At 71.3% G+C, this 16,340-nt stretch carries 15 protein-coding genes; 5 read left to right on the top strand and 10 right to left on the bottom strand.

Features of this window, described 5'->3' with window-relative positions; all coding sequences use genetic code 11:
* Positions 1-38 precede the first annotated feature (38 nt).
* Positions 39-323, bottom strand: coding sequence for a DUF2218 domain-containing protein (locus QSK10_RS04480; protein WP_285661292.1), 285 nt, complete (start codon positions 321-323; stop codon positions 39-41).
* Positions 324-358: 35 nt separating this feature from the next.
* The gene (locus QSK10_RS04485; protein ID WP_285661293.1) at positions 359-1,306 is read right to left on the bottom strand and encodes an ABC transporter substrate-binding protein; all 948 of its coding nucleotides are present in this window, start codon (positions 1,304-1,306) and stop codon (positions 359-361) included.
* 157 nt (positions 1,307-1,463) lie between these two features.
* On the opposite strand from QSK10_RS04485, the gene QSK10_RS04490 reads away from it, so the two are divergent.
* The 4 genes from QSK10_RS04490 to QSK10_RS04505 all read left to right on the top strand — a co-directional run bounded on the left by QSK10_RS04490 (position 1,464) and on the right by QSK10_RS04505 (position 5,631).
* Positions 1,464-2,453, top strand: a complete 990-nt coding sequence (locus QSK10_RS04490) for a FecCD family ABC transporter permease (RefSeq protein WP_285661294.1) — start codon at positions 1,464-1,466, stop codon at positions 2,451-2,453.
* On the top strand, positions 2,450-3,475 hold the full coding sequence (locus QSK10_RS04495) for a FecCD family ABC transporter permease (protein ID WP_285661295.1): 1,026 nt from the start codon (positions 2,450-2,452) through the stop codon (positions 3,473-3,475). Before QSK10_RS04490 ends, QSK10_RS04495 begins: the two co-directional genes overlap by 4 nt.
* Before the next feature lie 3 nt (positions 3,476-3,478).
* Complete coding sequence (locus QSK10_RS04500) at positions 3,479-4,297, top strand: ABC transporter ATP-binding protein (protein WP_285661296.1); 819 nt, start codon at positions 3,479-3,481, stop codon at positions 4,295-4,297.
* 179 nt (positions 4,298-4,476) lie between these two features.
* Entirely contained in the window at positions 4,477-5,631 is a 1,155-nt protein-coding gene (locus QSK10_RS04505; protein WP_285661297.1) for a trypsin-like serine protease, read from the top strand.
* Between the two features lie 817 nt (positions 5,632-6,448).
* Here the strand turns inward: QSK10_RS04505 and QSK10_RS04510 are convergent.
* Complete coding sequence (locus QSK10_RS04510) at positions 6,449-7,441, bottom strand: GNAT family N-acetyltransferase (RefSeq protein WP_285661298.1); 993 nt, start codon at positions 7,439-7,441, stop codon at positions 6,449-6,451.
* 80 nt (positions 7,442-7,521) lie between these two features.
* On the opposite strand from QSK10_RS04510, the gene QSK10_RS04515 reads away from it, so the two are divergent.
* Positions 7,522-8,010 (top strand): DUF1269 domain-containing protein, encoded by a 489-nt coding sequence (locus tag QSK10_RS04515; RefSeq protein ID WP_285661299.1) that lies wholly within the window; start codon positions 7,522-7,524, stop codon positions 8,008-8,010.
* Here the strand turns inward: QSK10_RS04515 and QSK10_RS04520 are convergent.
* The 7 genes from QSK10_RS04520 to QSK10_RS04550 all read right to left on the bottom strand — a co-directional run bounded on the left by QSK10_RS04520 (position 7,985) and on the right by QSK10_RS04550 (position 16,159).
* The gene (locus QSK10_RS04520) at positions 7,985-9,166 is read right to left on the bottom strand and encodes a glycosyltransferase (protein WP_285661300.1); all 1,182 of its coding nucleotides are present in this window, start codon (positions 9,164-9,166) and stop codon (positions 7,985-7,987) included. The genes QSK10_RS04515 and QSK10_RS04520 overlap by 26 nt on opposite strands.
* 108 nt (positions 9,167-9,274) lie before the next feature.
* Entirely contained in the window at positions 9,275-11,374 is a 2,100-nt protein-coding gene (locus tag QSK10_RS04525) for a HelD family protein (RefSeq protein ID WP_285661301.1), read from the bottom strand.
* A 272-nt stretch (positions 11,375-11,646) separates the two neighbouring features.
* Positions 11,647-12,780 (bottom strand): acyltransferase family protein, encoded by a 1,134-nt coding sequence (locus QSK10_RS04530; RefSeq protein ID WP_285661302.1) that lies wholly within the window; start codon positions 12,778-12,780, stop codon positions 11,647-11,649.
* A 137-nt stretch (positions 12,781-12,917) separates the two neighbouring features.
* Positions 12,918-13,592 carry a sirohydrochlorin chelatase gene (locus QSK10_RS04535; protein WP_285661303.1) on the bottom strand — a complete coding sequence of 225 codons (675 nt, stop codon included), beginning with the start codon at positions 13,590-13,592 and terminating at the stop codon, positions 12,918-12,920.
* On the bottom strand, positions 13,589-14,296 hold the full coding sequence (locus tag QSK10_RS04540) for a phosphoadenylyl-sulfate reductase (protein ID WP_285661304.1): 708 nt from the start codon (positions 14,294-14,296) through the stop codon (positions 13,589-13,591). Before QSK10_RS04540 ends, QSK10_RS04535 begins: the two co-directional genes overlap by 4 nt.
* Positions 14,283-14,480 carry a hypothetical protein gene (locus QSK10_RS04545; RefSeq protein WP_285662971.1) on the bottom strand — a complete coding sequence of 66 codons (198 nt, stop codon included), beginning with the start codon at positions 14,478-14,480 and terminating at the stop codon, positions 14,283-14,285. Before QSK10_RS04545 ends, QSK10_RS04540 begins: the two co-directional genes overlap by 14 nt.
* Complete coding sequence (locus QSK10_RS04550; RefSeq protein ID WP_432705290.1) at positions 14,477-16,159, bottom strand: nitrite/sulfite reductase; 1,683 nt, start codon at positions 16,157-16,159, stop codon at positions 14,477-14,479. The genes QSK10_RS04545 and QSK10_RS04550 overlap by 4 nt, the downstream gene beginning before the upstream one ends.
* Positions 16,160-16,340: the final 181 nt, after the last annotated feature.

A 16,340-nucleotide genomic window follows, 5' to 3' on the forward strand; every position in this document is an offset into this window, starting at 1 on the left:
GCGCCCGGCGGGCGATCTTGCTACGCGTTCGTGAACAGTTAGGTCCGCGCCCAGACGACGCTGAGCCCGTCGCGGGATCCGAAGCGGGTCAGGTGATCGGCGACCACGTACTCGGTGCGGCCGAGCAGTTCCTCGGTCTCGCCGGTGACGGTGAGGTGCAGCACGCCGTCCTCGGCCCGGTAGTCGCACACGCCGAACTCGAAGACGGTGCGGCCGGAGGTGTCGTCGAACTCCGAGTCGGCCTTCTTGGCGAAGTGCGTGCAGAGCTGCTTGATGTAGCGCCCGGCGCGGTCGGTGGCCACCACGGCGGTGGAGGAGGGCATGCGGGTTCCTTCGGTCTCGGCGAATGGGCAGGTGGTCACGCGGACAGGTGCTTCCCCAGGTCCTCCAGGACCTTGAGCGCGCCCAGCGGGCCGCCGCGCGAGGTCCACAGTGTCCCGTCGACTTCGGTGAAGCGCTCGTTCTTCACCGCGCCCAGGGCGGCGAAGGCGGGGCTCTCCTTGGCCTGCTTGAGGGCCTCGGCGCTGCCGGGCTGGAGGGTTGAGGCGAAGATCCAGTCACCATCGGCCTTCGCCAGGTTCTCCAGGCTGAGCACGTCGGTGTGCGCGAAGCCGGGCTCCTGCTGGGTGGCGGGCCGCACCAGGCCGGTCTCCTGGACCACGAGGCTGGCGAAGGAGTCCTTGAGCATGATGACCGGGCCGTCGGGGTTCCAGCGCAGGATGCTCACGCTCTCCCCCACATGCTTGGCGATCGCGGTCTTCGTCGCCTCCACTGTGGACGTGTAGGTCTGGAGCCAGGTCGCGGCGGCGTCGGTCTTGCCGACGGCCTCGGCGGCCTTGTTGAAGGCGGTCTTCCAGTCGTCGGCGGGCTTGTAGGTGACCACCGTGGGCGCGATGTCGCGCAGGGCCTTCAGCCGGGCCTCGTCGGCGACTCCCCCGGCCAGGATCAGGTCCGGTTCCAGCTCGTTGATCGCGTCGAGGGCGGGCTCGGCCACGCTGCCGACGCTCTTGATGCCGGACGCCTTGTCGCCCAGGTAGGCCGGCGGGGCCTGCTGCCCGCGCCCGTTGACCGTGCCGGCGGGGGTGACGCCGAGGGCGAGCAGGCCGTCGAGGTCCTGTTCGGACAGCGCGATGACCTTCTTGGGGGCGGCGGGGACCTTGACGACCGCGCCGGTCACGTCGGTGACGTCGCGGGTGGCGGCCGGGTCGCCTCCGCCGTCGCCGTCGCCGCCGGAGGAACCGCACGCGCTCAGGACGAGCGCGGCGGCCATGGCGAGGGCCGCGGTGAGCGTACGGGTGGTTCGCATGTCTGCTCCGGATCGCTGGAGGGGCATGGGATTCCCTTTGAGAAAGGGAGATGTCGGGTACGGCCGCGCGCATCGCCGTCAGACTGGCTTAGGTTAGCCTCACCTTATGCGATCCTCGCCGGACGGTCACCCCTTGCGCCCGTCGCCAAGGCATTCAGTGATCTGGGGACTGCCCGTCGCCCTGGTGATCACCGCTTCGGCCGCCTCGCTCCTCATCGGTGGCGGGGACGTCGGCCCGCTGGCCGCCCTGCGGCACCTGACGGGGATCGCCTCCGATGAGCACACCGCGCTGATCGTGGGCTCCCTGCGGCTGCCCAGGACGCTCGCCGCGCTCGTGGTCGGCGGCGGCCTCGGCCTGGCGGGCGCGCTCCTCCAAGCCGTGACCCGCAATCCGCTGGCCGAGACCGGGCTGCTCGGGGTGAACGCGGGCGCGGCCCTGTTCGTGGTCGCCGGGATCTCCTTCTGGCGCCTGGAGAGCGGCCCGGCGTTCCTGGCCCTCGCCTTCGCGGGCGCGCTGGCGGCCAGCGCGCTGGTCCTGGCCATCGCCGGGATGCGCGCGGGCGTCTCGCCACTGCGGCTGGTGCTGGCCGGGGCGGCCCTGTCGGCGACCTTCCGGGGCGCCACCGCCTGGCTGCTCAGCCGCGACTCGGCGGGCTACGACCGGTACCGCTTCTGGGTTCTGGGCTCGCTGTCGGGCATCACCGTCAAGGACGTGCTGCGGGTCGCGCCGTTCGTGGCGATCGCGATGGCCACGGCAGTCCTGCTGGTGCGGCCGATGTCGGCGCTGTCGCTCGGGGACGACGTGGCCGCCGGGCTCGGCCACCGCCCGGGCCGCGTCCGGATCGCCGCCGCCGGAGCGGTCACGCTGCTGACCGGCGCGGCGGTCGCGCTGGCCGGGCCGATCGCGTTCCTGGGACTCCTGGCGCCCTATCTCGCACGTGGACTGGCCGGGGCGCGCATGGGCGCGGTCCTGTGGCTGTCCACAGTGGGCGGCGGAGTCGTGCTCATCCTCGCCGACATCGGCACGCGCCTGGTCGCCCGCCCCTACGAGGCGCCGGTGAGCATCCTGCTGGCCGTGGTCGGCGGCCCGGTCCTGGTCTGGCTGGTGCGCACCAACCGCACCCTCACCCTGGGCGGTCCCGCGTGAGGCCGCCGGACGCCCTCGTCCTGCGCGCCGGACGGCTGTCGCTGGCGCTGCCCAAGCGCGGCACCCTCGTGGCGATCGGCATCGCCGTCCTCCTGGCGGCCGCGATCGTGGCCTCGGTGGCGGTCGGGAACGGCCGGACCGTCGGCTGGCGGGCCGTGGAGGCCCTCTTCGGCGGCGAGAACCCCTTCGCCCGCCGCACCGTCCACACCTACCGCCTCCCCCGCGCCCTCGCCGGAGCCGTCGCCGGAGCCGCCCTCGGCCTGGCCGGCTGCCTCACCCAGACCCTGGCCCGCAACCGGCTCGCCACCCCCGACCTGGCCGGCGTCAACGACGGCGCCACCGTCGGCGTCCTGGTCACCGTCCTCGGCTCCACCACCGCCACCATCGGGGCATGGTGGGCCGGACCGCTCGGCGCGATCGCCGCGGCCGCCCTCGTCGTCCTCATCGCCGGGGGCATGGGCCCGACCGGATACCGCGTCCTGGTCGTCGGACTCGCCCTGTCGGTCACCATCGACGCCGTCACCGAGCTCGTGCTCGCCCGCCAGCCCATCGACGTGGCGCGCGGGGTCTGGGGCTGGACGATCGGCAGCCTCAACGCGCGCGGCTACGACGTCGCCGTCCCCGTCGGGCTCGGGCTGGCGGTGCTGGTCCCACTGGCACTGCTGGCATCGCGGCGACTGAACGTCCTGCGCTACGGCGACGAAACCGCCACCGGCCTCGGCGTCCACCCCGGACGGTGGCGGCTCTACGCGCTCACCATCGCCGTCCTGCTGGCCGGACTCGCCGTCGGCGTCGGCGGCCCGATCGCCTTCACCGCGATGGCCGCGCCCGTCCTGGCCGCACGGCTCGCCGGGAACATCCGCGTACCCGTCCTGGCCTCGGCCCTCACCGGCGCGCTGCTGGTGGTCTGCGCCGACACCCTCGGGCGCGCCTTCGGGCCGGTGGAGGTGCCGGTCGGCGTGCTCGCCGGGCTGCTGGGCGGCCCGTTCCTGCTGTGGGTACTGCTGTCCGGAAAGGACTGACTCTTGCAACTCCTGGTCGAAGGGCTCTCCGCCGCCCATGGCCCCCGGCGGGTGCTGTCCGAAGTGGACCTGACCGCCTCCCCCGGCACCGTCACCGCGATCGTCGGCCCCAACGGCTGCGGCAAGTCCACATTGCTGCGCTGCGCCGCCCGCCTGCACCGCCCGGACGCCGGGCGCGTCACCCTCGGCGGAACCGACATCCGGCGGCGTACACCCCGCGCGCTCGCCCGCGATCTGGCGCTGCTCCCCCAGCAGCCGACCGCGCCGGAGGCGATCACCGTGCGCGGCCTGGTCGCCCACGGCCGCCATCCGCACCAGGGCCTGTTCCGCCAGTGGTCGCGCGAGGACGAGGACGCCGCCCGCGAGGCGCTGGAGGCCGCCGGCGTCGCCGATCTCGCCGACCGCCGCCTCGACCGGCTGTCCGGTGGCCAGCGGCAACGCTGCTGGCTGGCGATGATCCTCGCCCAGGCCACCCCCGTCGTCCTGCTCGACGAACCCACCAGCGCCCTCGATCTGGGCCACCAGGTCGAGGTCCTTTCACTGATAAGAAGAATCGCGGCCGGACGGAACGCCACGGTGGTGATGGTCGTCCACGACCTCTCCGCCGCCGCGAGGTACGCCGACCGCCTGGTCGCGATGGCCGACGGACGAGTGCTCGCCGACGGCGTCCCGCGCGCTGTTCTGACCGGCGAACTGGTCAAACGGCTCTACGGGATCGAAGCCGACGTGCTCAGCGCGCCCGGCGACGGCGCGTCGGTCATCGTGCCACGTCAGGACCCCGGCACGGACACATCGTCCACTGTCAACAAACCGACAAGGTGATTCTTCCGGTGGGACAAGGGAAATCCCGCAGAAACCTCGGTGACATCGAGATTGCTCGATATTGACCTGTCCGAGTAGTGCCGCTATGTTTCCTTCCAGTCCGTCACGGTCACATCCACCGGCGGGTGCGACACGGACGGTGTCCTTAAGGAGTTTCCGTGAGGAAAGCACCACTTACAGTGAAATTAGCACTGCGTACCGCCGCGCGGCTCGTGCTCGTCGCGCTCGCGGGTGTCCTGGTGGCGGGCGCCGTGGCGGCCGCACCTGCTCAGGCGTCGGATCCCGGCACCAACGTCGTGGGCGGCACCCGCGCCGCACTGGGTGAGTTCCCGTGGATGGTCCGCCTGTCCATGGGCTGCGGCGGGTCCCTCGTCCACCCCCAGGTCGTGCTGACCGCCGCGCACTGCGTCAGCGGCACCGGCAACAACACCTCGATCACCGCCACCCTCGGCGTCGTGGACCTCCAGGACTCCACCGCGATCAAGGTGAACTCCACCTACGTCCTACAGGCCCCCGGCTACAACGGCACGGGCAAGGACTGGGCGCTCATCAAGCTCGCCAGCCCCGTGAACAACGTCCCGCTCGCCACGCTGGCCACCGATGGCAGCAACGACAACGGCACGTTCAACATCATGGGCTGGGGCGCCGCCTCCGAGGGTGGCGCCCAGCAGCGCTACCTGCTCAAGGCGCAGGTCCCCTTCATCTCCGACGCGACCTGCAAGGCCGCCGGCGGCAGCTACTCCGGCCTCGTGGACGCCGAGGAGATCTGCGCCGGCCTCACCCAGGGCGGCGTGGACACCTGCCAGGGCGACTCCGGTGGCCCCATGACCAAGACGGTCAACGGCACCCAGATCCAGGTCGGCATCGTGTCCTGGGGTGAGGGCTGCGCCCGTCCCGGCAAGCCCGGCGTCTACAGCCAGGTCAGCGGCATGTACACCAACATCAAGGCGGGCCTCGACCAGCTGACCGGCACGGTACCCCCGGGCGGCTGCGGCAAGTCCTTCACCAACGGCACCGACGTGAACATCCCGGACAACACCACGGTCACCAGCACCGTGACCGCGAGCGGCTGCTCCGGCGCGGCCTCGGGCTCCTCCAAGGTCGAGGTCCACATCGTTCACACCTACATCGGCGACCTCATCGTGACGCTGATCGCGCCCGACGGCTCCCGCTACGTCCTGCACAACCGAGCCGGCGGCTCCGCGGACAACATCAACCAGACCTACACGGTCAACCTGTCCAGCGAGACCGCCAACGGCGCCTGGAAGCTCGAAGTAGCCGACAAGGCCTCCGCCGACACCGGCAAGATCGACACCTGGACCCTCACGGTCTAGCCAGCGATCGCCCAACCCACGGGCACCCCGTACCGGCAGCGGGGTGCCCCTCCCACCGCCCCGGCGCCCACGCCCGCCGGGGCGGTTTAGCGTGCTATGACACAAGAGTGAAGAAACACGACCGGAACACCGAACGGCTGCGGGCGGCGATCGAACGGCTGGAGCGCGGCGAAGGGGTGGAGCGCGACCTATTCGAAGGCGAGCAGACGGACCGGCGACGGAGGCAAGACCCGGGCACCCCGGATAGCCCGTGTCCGAAGCCCACTAGAAGGCGCACGCAAGACGCAAACCAAGCCGGGTGCGATGCGTAGCACGACGCGGCCTGAAGCCGGGCAAGGCGACTGGCCTGCTACGGGGTCAAAACCCGGGTGGGGACAAAAGCTCGTTGTAGTAGAGCCGCACCGAGACGGCCCGTAAGCCGCAAGACAACACGGCCCCGAGACCAGATCCGCTGGGGTGACTCGGGATAGGAGAGGTGGATCCTCCGTCGGTCGGCCAGACGTGGTTTCAGAACGAGGGTTCTCGGGGTGTCAAGACAGCTCTTCCGTCTTGACACCCCGGGGTTCCTCGTTCAGCGTCGCTTTGGCCGGCCAGAGGAGGAGACGCCTCCCGAGAGAGGTCCGGCGTCCAGGGGCCGCACCCCTGGTCGGGTCCTAGGGCTGAAAGCCCTGACCAGACGGCGACCGTGTCATAGCGCCGATGTGGCGAATAGAGGACGGTCGATCCGCGGGGTGGGGCAAGAAGCGCGGGGAGACCGGCTCGGGCTAAGGGTGATGAGAAAGGTGGGCGAGGCGGGGGTGGTAGCGAGACTGGCCCCCTACCCCCTCTGCCACTCCTGCAACCCCTCCACCACCCGAAACCCGATCTCCTCGTTCACCGCCACCATCGGCCCGTTCTGCTCCGCATTCCACGTCTCCACCGACGTAGCCCCCGGCGCCACCTCCGCGAGCCGCCGCAAGTTGGCCACCTTCAACGCCAACCCCAACCGATGCCCCCGGTGAACCTCAAGAACCAGCGTGTCCCACTGAAAAGTCCGCGACTCATGCCCCGGAACCCCGATCTGCGTATTCCCCGCCAGCGTCCCGTCCGGCGCGACCGCCACCGTGGTCACCCACTTCCGCCCCTGCGCCTCGGTCTTCGCCTCGTCGGCCCGTACGCGCTCGGCGTCCCAGATCTCCTGCTCGTAGTCCATCTCCCCGGTCGGGGCGTCGGTCATGAGCATCGACTTGAGGTACGCGAACTGCTCCACCCACTCCTCGGGGCAGGCCCCGGCCCACGACACCAGCCGGTACTCACCCGCCCGGGCGGCCGCCTTCGCCTCCAACTCCGCGAGGTGCGCGGGCGGCACCGGCAGCGGCAGGGACCGCCGGATCTCGGTGTTGCGCCAGGTGAACCCGTGCCGGGCGGCGAACGTCACGCCGGCCGCCGGCTCGTCCGAGACGGGCTGGTTGACGATGCCGAGCAGGCTGGTCCGCCCGAGCGAGGCGGTCCGCGCCGCTACGGCCTCCAGCAGCGCCGTCCCGACACCCTGGCGACGGGACGACGGCCGCACCGCGACCTCGACCTGCGCCAGGTTCAGGTTGTCGCGCATCGGCATCTCGATCTGGGCGCCGCCGACGACCTCGCCGTCGACCACGGCCGAGTACAGCTCACGCTGGTACGACGAGCCCTCGTGCGTCAGGTTGACCCGGACCTCGTCCAGGCTCCAGATCGGCGGGTCCACGCGCCCGAACGCCAGTCCCGCCGACATCGCGGCGTGGTTGGCGGACAGGGCGGCCTCATCGAGGGGGTCTATCCGGAAGATCTCCACGCGCGGAAGCTAACACCGCCCACACGCCCGGTCCATCCGATTTCGCCCCGCGGCCCGGGCGGCTCTGATGGGATGGCCTCATGGCCGATCTCGTCGTTCTGGGCTTCCCCGCCGAATCCGCCGCCCAGGTGGCGATGAGCCAGCTGGACCTGCTCCGCAACGAGGGCGCCCTCGTGCTGGAGGACCTGGCGCTGATCACCCGCCGCGAGGACGGGCGCATCCACGTCGCCCACGCGCGGCATCCGGCGCGGAAGGGCGCCGCCGGTGGCGCGGTGGCAGGGGTCGTGGTCGGCGCGCTGGCGGCGATCCCGGTGTTCGGGCTGACGGTGGGCGCGGCGGCCGGGGCGGCGCTGGCCAAGGCCGGGGCGATCGGGGTGGACGAGCGGCTGGTGGAGCAGATGGCGGGCGAGCTGAGCCCGGGCGCGGCGCACGTCCTGATGATGGTGGAGTCCGGTGACGCCGGGACGGTCACCGAGCGGATGCGCCCCTACGCCCCCGAGCTGGTGGTCAGCACGCTGCCGGAGGAGCTGACGAGGGAGCTCTTCACCGGCCCGTCATCCGGTCGATGACCTCGAAGTAGGTGTCGCGCTGGCGGCTCCACATGCGGTCCTCCATGAGCTTGAGGGTGTGGTCGGCGCGGACGCGGGCGGCCTCCGGGTCGCGGGCCACGTCGGCGATCGCGGTGGCGAGCCCGGGTCCGTCGGCGGGGTCGGCGAAGACCACCGCGCGCTCGTCGAAGTAGCGCTCGACGGTGGCGTTGCGGAAGGTCACGATCGGCACGCCGACGCCGGCGTACTCCATGATCTTGTTGGGGAGGATGTCGCGGGTCAGCGGCCCGAGCTGGTGCGGGACGAGTCCGACGTGGAGGTTCCCGAGCTCGGCGGGCAGGTCGGTGACGGCGATGGGGGTGTCGTCGAAGGCGACCCGGTCACCGGCGCCGAGCTTGGCGATGTGCTCGTGGAGGCGCGGGGCGTCGTCCCCGGCGCCGCGGATGCGCAGGCGCAGGCCGGGGAACTCCGTCCGCAGCCGCTCGACGGCCTCCACCGCCTGGAACACGCCCTGCCGTTCGGCGATCAGGCCGTGGTATCCGGCCACGATCTCGCCGCCGGGCGTCCAGTCCTTCCATTCGCGCCGCTGGAAGATGGCGTCGTCGGGGCAGTTGAGGACCGACGTCACGCGCGTCGAGGTGAGCCCGCGCAGCATCTCGGCGTAGGGCTCGTTGGCGGTGATGACCTCGGTCGAGAAGCGCATCGACGCCCGCTCGGAGGCGCGCACCGAACCCAGCAGCGCCGGGCGCGAGGCGAACTTCTCCTCGAAGGTCTTCGAGGTCAGGTCGTGGACGTCGAGCAGCACCGGCAGCCCGCGCAGGCGCTGCGGCAGTCCGCAGAAGACCAGGGTCTCCGGCATGGAGTGCGCCTGGACGAGGTCGAAGCGCTGCCGGTTCTTGGCCGCCCACCGCAGCGCGTGCCAGCTGAAGCGCCCGTAGAGCTTCAGGTACGCCCCCGCCGAGGCGCCGCGGTACTTGCGGATCGGCAGCTCCACCACGCGGACGCCGTTCACCGTCGACGTCACCGGCCGCTCGCCGACCTGGAGGGCGAGCACGGTGACCTCGTCGCCTCGCCCGGCGAGCGCCTCGGCCTGGCGGCGGACGCGGGCATCGGTGCGGTAGTCGGTGACGACGACCATGAGGATCCGGAGAGGGCGAACCGAATCGGGCCTTGGCATGCCCCGAACAATAGCGATGAAAAACGGTTCCCGGAAATCCGGGAACCGTTTATTCACACGTCCGTTCGGCGCTCATTCACCATTCGCCCGCCGTATTCCGGCTGTTAATCAAAGACTATTGACAACGGTGAGGAACTGGGTGGCCCGGGTGAACACGACGTAGCGGACACCGGGTCCGGACTCGGCGGCGACGCGGTCGGGGCGGACGGCGACGACGGCGTCGAACTCCAGTCCCTTGGATTCCAGTGCGGTCATGACGTGCACGCGCTCGTCGGGTTCGAGCCAGCCGGCGACCTGGTCGCGTTCGGTGGCGGGGGTGATGACGCCGACGGTGCCCTCGACCTGGCCGAGGAGTTCCTTGACGCGTTCGGCGACGGTGGCGGGGAGTTCGCCGTGCGGGACGCGCAGCTCCACCGGGACGGCGCCGGTGCGGCGGACGGCCTTGGGGATGTCGGCGTCGGGCACCGATTCGCGGATGGATTCGGCGGCGTATTCGAAGATCTCGGCGGAGTTGCGGTAGTTGGTGGTGAGGTGGAACTCGCGGCGCGGGAGGCGTCCGAGGGCCTCGTTGCGGGCGCGGCGGGCCTCACCGGCGTCGGGCCAGCTGGACTGGGCGGCGTCGCCGACGATGGTCCAGCTCGCCTGGCGTCCGCGGCGGCCGAGCATGCGCCACTGCATCGGGGACAGGTCCTGGGCCTCGTCGACGACGACGTGGGCGTAGCCGTCGTAGTCGGCGCCGCGTTCGCTGCGGGCGGCGCGGGTGAAGAGGCGGTCCTGGACGGTGGTGAGCTCCTGGATGCCGTCGCCGAGGTTCTCGCGGGCGGCCTTGGGTGCCTTGGGGCGCCCGAGCAGTCCGGCGAGCTCGTCGAGGAGCGGGATGTCGGAGACCGACCAGTCGGTTTCGGTCAGGGACGCTGCGACGCGCTCGACCTCGCGGCGGGTCAGCGCGCCCTGGGACGCCTGGCCCAGCAGGCGCGGGTCGCCCAGCCAGCGCAGGACGGTCTCCGGGCCGAGTTCGGGCCACCAGCGGTGCAGGAAGTCCAGGAACTCGTTGCGGTGGCCGACCTCGCGGGAGAACTCGGCGGGCACGAGGCCGCTTTCGATGCGCTCCTTCGCCTTGCGCCACAAGGCGATCAGCAGCGCGCGCCCGGCCTCGGTGACGGCGTGGTTGTGCTGGAGGTTGCGTGCGTGCACCGCCCGGCGGGCGGCGGTCAGCTCGGGTTCGCCCAGGCGCAGGACCTGGCCGCGGTAGACGATGGTGAGGGTCTCGGGCGCGGTCGGCGGGGTGAGCCGCGCGGCCCGGGACAGGACCTTGCGGATGCGCATGGCGCCCTTGACGGCGGCGACCGCCGGGGCGTCCTGGCGCACGGCCTTGGCGCCGTCCACGAACTCGCCGAGGGCGTAGAGCGCGGCGGCGTCCTCGCCCAGGGAGGGCAGGACGCGTTCGATGTAGCGCAGGAAGACCGTGGACGGGCCGACGACGAGGACGCCGCCGCCTTCGAAGCGCCGCCGGTCGGCGTAGAGCAGGTAGGCGGCGCGGTGGAGGGCGACGACGGTCTTGCCGGTGCCGGGTCCGCCGCTGATCATGGTGACGCCGCGCGCTTCGGCGCGGATGGCCTCGTCCTGCTCGCGCTGGATGGTGGCGACGATGTCCTTCATGCGCTCGCCGCGGGCGCGGGCGAGCGCGGCCATGAGGGCGCCGTCGCCGATGACGCTGAGTTCGCCCTCGCCGTGTTCGGTGTCGAGGAGGTCGTCGGAGATGTCGAGGACGGTGCGTCCGCTGCTGCGGATGACGCGGCGTCGGATGACCGACATCCGGTCGGCGGCGGTGGCGCGGTAGAAGGGTGCGGCGGCGGGTGCGCGCCAGTCGAGCAGGAGCGGTTTCTGGGCGGCGTCCCGCAGTCCGATGCGGCCGATGTGGCGGGTGATGTCGCCGTCGAGGTCGAGGCGCCCGAAGACGAGGCCCTCGTGCTCGGCGTCGAGGGTGTGGAGCCGCTTGGCGGCCTGGTAGACGAAGACGTCGCGCTCGTACTGTGCGCCGGGCACTCTGGCGTGCGAGAAGTTGTAACCGTCCTTTTCGGCCCGCACGGCCACCGCCCGCAATTCGTCGAGCCGGCCGTAGACGGTGTCGACGTGCTCCTGCTCCTGGGCGATCTCGGCATCTCTGGCCGCCGTGTCCGTTCCCCCCGGATGCCCGTTCTGACTCAACTTGTGCAACTCCCCTGCGCGGCCATGACCCTAAAAAATGAAGCCATTCAGTCTAGCTCCCGGCGGATTCGATCATCGAGGTACTGGGACATCGACAGAGATGTATATGTCGGGATATGGACTGACTTGTGAGGCCGGTTCGTTTTACGGTTCATGCACGTTCGCAGCCGCCGTGGCGCGGGCGTGTGCACCCGACAAAGCCGCCCCTTCGGGAGTGGGGGCGGCCCTCTAGGAGGACGTCATGCTCGTGAACGTCGGACTGGGAGTAGCGGTCATCGCGGGGTGGTGGGGCTGGCACTGCTGGTGCTGGTGGTAGTGCCGTTACCGCCCGGCCCCCGTCTCTCTCCAGGTCTTGAGGCGGGGGCCGGGTCATGCCCGAACAACCAGGTCAGCGAGGGCTGGACGATCGGGCGCAGCATCCGCGAGACCGGCGCGGTCATCAGCAGCAGCGCCAGGGCCGCCGCCGACAGCGTCACCAGGAACGTGCCGAGCCGGCCGTCCGCCCACTCGAAGAAACCGGTCCGCCCGGCCAGTACACGGACGACCAGGCCGTGCAGCAGGTACGCGTACAGGGTGCGCTCGCCGAGCGCGGTCCAGGCCCGTCCCCGCCCGGGCACCCAGGCCAGGAACGTGACGACCAGCACCGCCGCCGCGGCCAGCGCGCCCACCTTGAGCGACAGGTTCGTCCCGAAGTCGCCGACCAGCCGGGAGTAGCGGAAGTAGCCCCACCGCAGCGAGACGTGCGGCGCCACGGCGAAGACCACCGCCAGCACACCGCAGGACGCCGCCAGCGCCGCCAGCCGCACCGCGCGGTTGCGCAGGGCCCGCAGGTGACGCGGCTCCAGCACCAGCCCGGCCACGAAGAACGGCAGGTACTGCAGGATCCGGCCCAGGTCCAGCACCGTCGGGACCGGCACCAGCGACGCCCCGATGGAGACGAGCACGGCGATGGGCAGCGCGAACCGCACCAGCCGCCAGATCGGCGCGGTGATCCGCCACACGAACAGCGCGGGCAGGAACCACATCAGGTACCAGGGATCGAACAGGTCCCAGGTGAAGGCCGGCGTTTCGGTCCGCCACCGCACCAGCGCGTACAGGAACGAAAAGAGCACATAAGGCGCGATGAGGCCGGTGACCAGGCCTCTCAGCTGCCGCGGCCGTCTTTCGAAACCGCGCGACAGATGCCCGGAGACGAACACGAAGGCGGGCATGTGCAGCAGGTACACGGCCAGGTAGACCGACCTGAGCAGGCCCTCCCGTCCGGTCAGCAGCGGCTCCCAGGCGTGCCCGCACACCACCAGGACCATCAGGATGAGCTTCGCGTTCGAGAAGTACGCGTCTTTCGCCCCGCCCGGGGGCGCGGCGATCTCGGGCACGGGGGCGAGCACGGGGTGTGGAGCGGGCATGGGTCGGCACATTAGGACCGTCCGTACCCCCGTCAGGGCACGCCCATGCCCCGGGTGGGCGTCATCACGACATGCCCGGCGAAGAACATGGCCGCGCGCGACCAGGAGACGCGGTCGCGCGCGGCCTCCCCGCCCGCCTAGGCGGCCACCGGAACCGGCCCGGCGACCGCCCGCTCATACCTCCATCGCACCGCCGCCAGCAGCTCCGGGCAGGCGCCCAGTGGGGGCGTCACCCAGGCGCCGGCCGCGACGGCGTCCGCGCGGACGCGTTCGTACAGCAGGCCGGGCGCGATGAAGTAGGACGCCACCGCCACCCGCCGGGCGCCGCGCGAGCGCAGCCCGGCGATGGCGGTGGCCACGTCCGGCTCGGCGGCGGCCGCGTACGCGGGGCTACCCATCGCCCCCGTGTGCGCGGCCAGCCGCCGGGCCATGTCGCCGACGTGTGCCAGCGACCTCGGGTCCCGGCTACCCGCCGCGGCGAGCACGACGGCGTCGTGCGGCGGGAGAGTCCGGGCCAGCGCGGGGACGAGGTGGGCGCCACCCATCGGCGCGGTCACCTCCACCCGCAGGCGCGGACGGCGTTCCCGCGCCTCAGCCACAAGGCGCGGGACGTCCACACGAGAATGGAAAGCGTCGGTCAGCAGGAGCGGGACCACGACGGCCTCGTCCAGCGACGTCAGCAGCGTCACGGGGGACGGCTCGTCGAAGTCGATGAAGGACGCGTGCGCGCCCAGCTCGGCGGCGATCTCGCGCACCACGGCCGAGGAGCGTCCGTCCCGGCTGCCGTGCGCGATCAGGACCAGCGGGGTCACAGGTGGATCCCGCATTCTTCCTTGTCGAACATCGCCCACCGCCCGGCGCGCGGGTCCTCCCCGGGCGCGACGCGGCGGGTGCACGGCCAGCAGCCCACCGAGCCGTAGCCGCGGTTGAACAGCTCGTTGACGGGGATGTCGTTGGCCGCGATGTAGGCGTCCACATCGGACTGGGTCCAGCTCGCGATGGGCGCGACCTTCACCTTGCGGCGATTGGCGTCGAAGTCCACCACGCGGGTGCCGGCGCGGCTCTTCGACTCGTCCCGGCGCAGCCCGGCCGCCCACGCGTCGTAGTCGGCGAGGGCGTTGTCGAGGGGCTCGACCTTGCGCATGTGGCAGCACTCGTCGGGCGAGCGGTCCCATAGGCGGGGCCCGAACTCGCCGTCCTGGCGGCCGACGGTGCGGGCGGGGGTCACCGAGCGCACGGTCACCGGGAGGGTGCGGCGGACGGTCTCGCGCACGTCGAGGGTCTCGTCGAAGTGCAGGCCGGTGTCGAGGAAGACCACCTCCACCCCGGGCGCGACGCTCGACACGAGGTGGACGAGGACGGCGTCGGCGAAGGACGAGGTCACGCAGAAGCGCTCGCCGAACTCGCCGGCGGCCCATTCGACGATGCGGTGGGGGGTGGCGTTCTCCAGTTCGCGCCCGGCTCGCAGGGCCAGGTCGCGCAGTTCGTAGGGGTCGCGCTCGTTAGTGGGGCTCATCGCCGGTCTCCTCTTCGGGTGCCGGTATTGCCGAGGGAGTGGGTGCCTCGTCGAAGGCGAGGCCGTGGAAGCGGACGGTGAACACGCGGGCGCAGGAACGGCATTCGTAGCCTTTGCTCTCGGCGTGCGGACGCAGGTCCTCGTCTCCGCAGTAGGGGCAGTGGTAGGGGACGACGCGGCTCACTGGAGGTCCTTCTCTTCGGCGCGGGTGACCCAGTCGGCGAAGGCCTCGCCGTCCTCGCGCTGGTCCAGGTAGTGGCCGGTGACGCGCTCGATGAAGTCGGGCAGTTCCTCGGCGGCGACCTTGTGGCCGCGCAGTTTGCGGCCGAAGCCGGCGTGCCGGGCGTGCCCGCCGCCGAGGTGGACCTGGAAGCCCTCCACGCGCTTGCCCTCGTGCATGACGAGCTGGCCCTTGAGGCCGAAGTCGGCGGTCTGGGTGCGGGCGCAGGCGTTGGGGCAGCCGTTCACGTGGATCGACAGTGGAGTGTCCACATCGGGCATCCGCCGCTCCAGCTGGAGGATGGTGGTGGCCGCGCGTTCCTTGGTGTCGACCAGGGCGAGCTTGCAGAACTCGATGCCGGTGCAGGCCATGGTGGAGCGCCGCCACGGGGACGGGTCGGCGTAGAGGCCGATCTCGCGCAGGTCGGCCACCGCGGCGTCCACATCGGATTCGGCGATGTCCAGGATGAGCAGCTTCTGCATGGGGGTGGTGCGGACGCGGTCGCTGCCGTAGCGCTCGGCGATGTCGGCGATCTGGGACAGCACGGTGCCCGACACGCGCCCGACGACCGGTGCGACGCCGATGTAGTAGCGCCCGTCGGTCTGGCGGTGGACGCCGATGTGGTCCAGCAGGGCCGGGGGCGTGACCGGCGGGTCGAGGTCGTCGAGCTTGCGCTTGAGGTACTCGGTCTCCAGGACCTCGCGGAAGCGCGCCACGCCCCAGTCGGCGACCAGGAACTTCAGCCGGGCCCGGTTGCGCAGGCGGCGGTAGCCGTAGTCGCGGAAGATCTCGGTGACACCGAGCCAGACCGCGGGGACGTCCTCAAGGGACACCCAGACGCCCAGGCGCTGCGCCAGCATCGGGTTGGTGGACAGGCCGCCGCCGACCCACAGGTCGAAGCCGGGCCCGTGGACGGGATGAACCGCGCCCAGGAACGAGATGTCGTTGGTCTCGTAAGGGATGTCGGGCAGCCACGAGATGGCCGTCTTGAACTTGCGGGGCAGGTTCGACAGGCTCTTGTCGCCGACGTAGCGGGCGGTGATCTCGTCGATGGCGGGGGTGGCGTCGATGACCTCGTCGCCGGAGACGCCCGCGACGGGGCTGCCCAGGACCACGCGCGGGCAGTCGCCGCAGGCCTCCTGTGTGGACAGTCCGACCTCTTCCAGCCGCCGCCAGATCTCGGGCACGTCCTCCACCCGGATCCAGTGGTACTGCACGTTCTGCCGGTCGGTGACGTCGGCGGTGTCGCGCCCGAAGTCGGTGGAAATGGACGCCACCGCGCGCAGCTGCGCCACCGACAGCTGCCCGCCGTCGATGCGGGCGCGCAGCATGAAGTACTCGTCCTCCAGCTCCTCGGGCTCCATGACACCGGTGAAGGTGCCGTCGAAGCCGGGTTTGCGCTGGGTGTACAGGCCCCACCAGCGGAAGCGCCCGCGCAGGTCGGAGGGGTCGATGGAGGCGAAGCCGCGGTGGGCGTAGATGTTCTCGATCCGGGCCCGCACATTGAGCGGGTTGTCGTCCTTTTTGGACTGCTCATTGGGGTTCAGGGGCTCGGTGTGGCCGAGGGCCCACTGGCCCTGCCCCTTCGCATTGTGCTTGCTGCGGACCGACGCGGTGGTGCTCAAAGGGTGCTCCCGGTGCATGAGATCGGCACACGCTCGATCGCACACGGGATTCGTCCGGCGCACGGATCGGCGCGCGCCCGGAGAAAAAGGGAATGACGGGGATTCTCAGGCGCGACTATGCACCGGGGGTACAGATGGCGCTGCGGGTACGCCCGTAGTCCACGTGGCGGCGGGCCACGAGGCGACGGCGTAGGGCAGC

Source organism: Actinorhabdospora filicis, from assembly GCF_030269765.1.
Classification (GTDB): domain Bacteria; phylum Actinomycetota; class Actinomycetes; order Mycobacteriales; family Micromonosporaceae; genus Actinorhabdospora; species Actinorhabdospora filicis.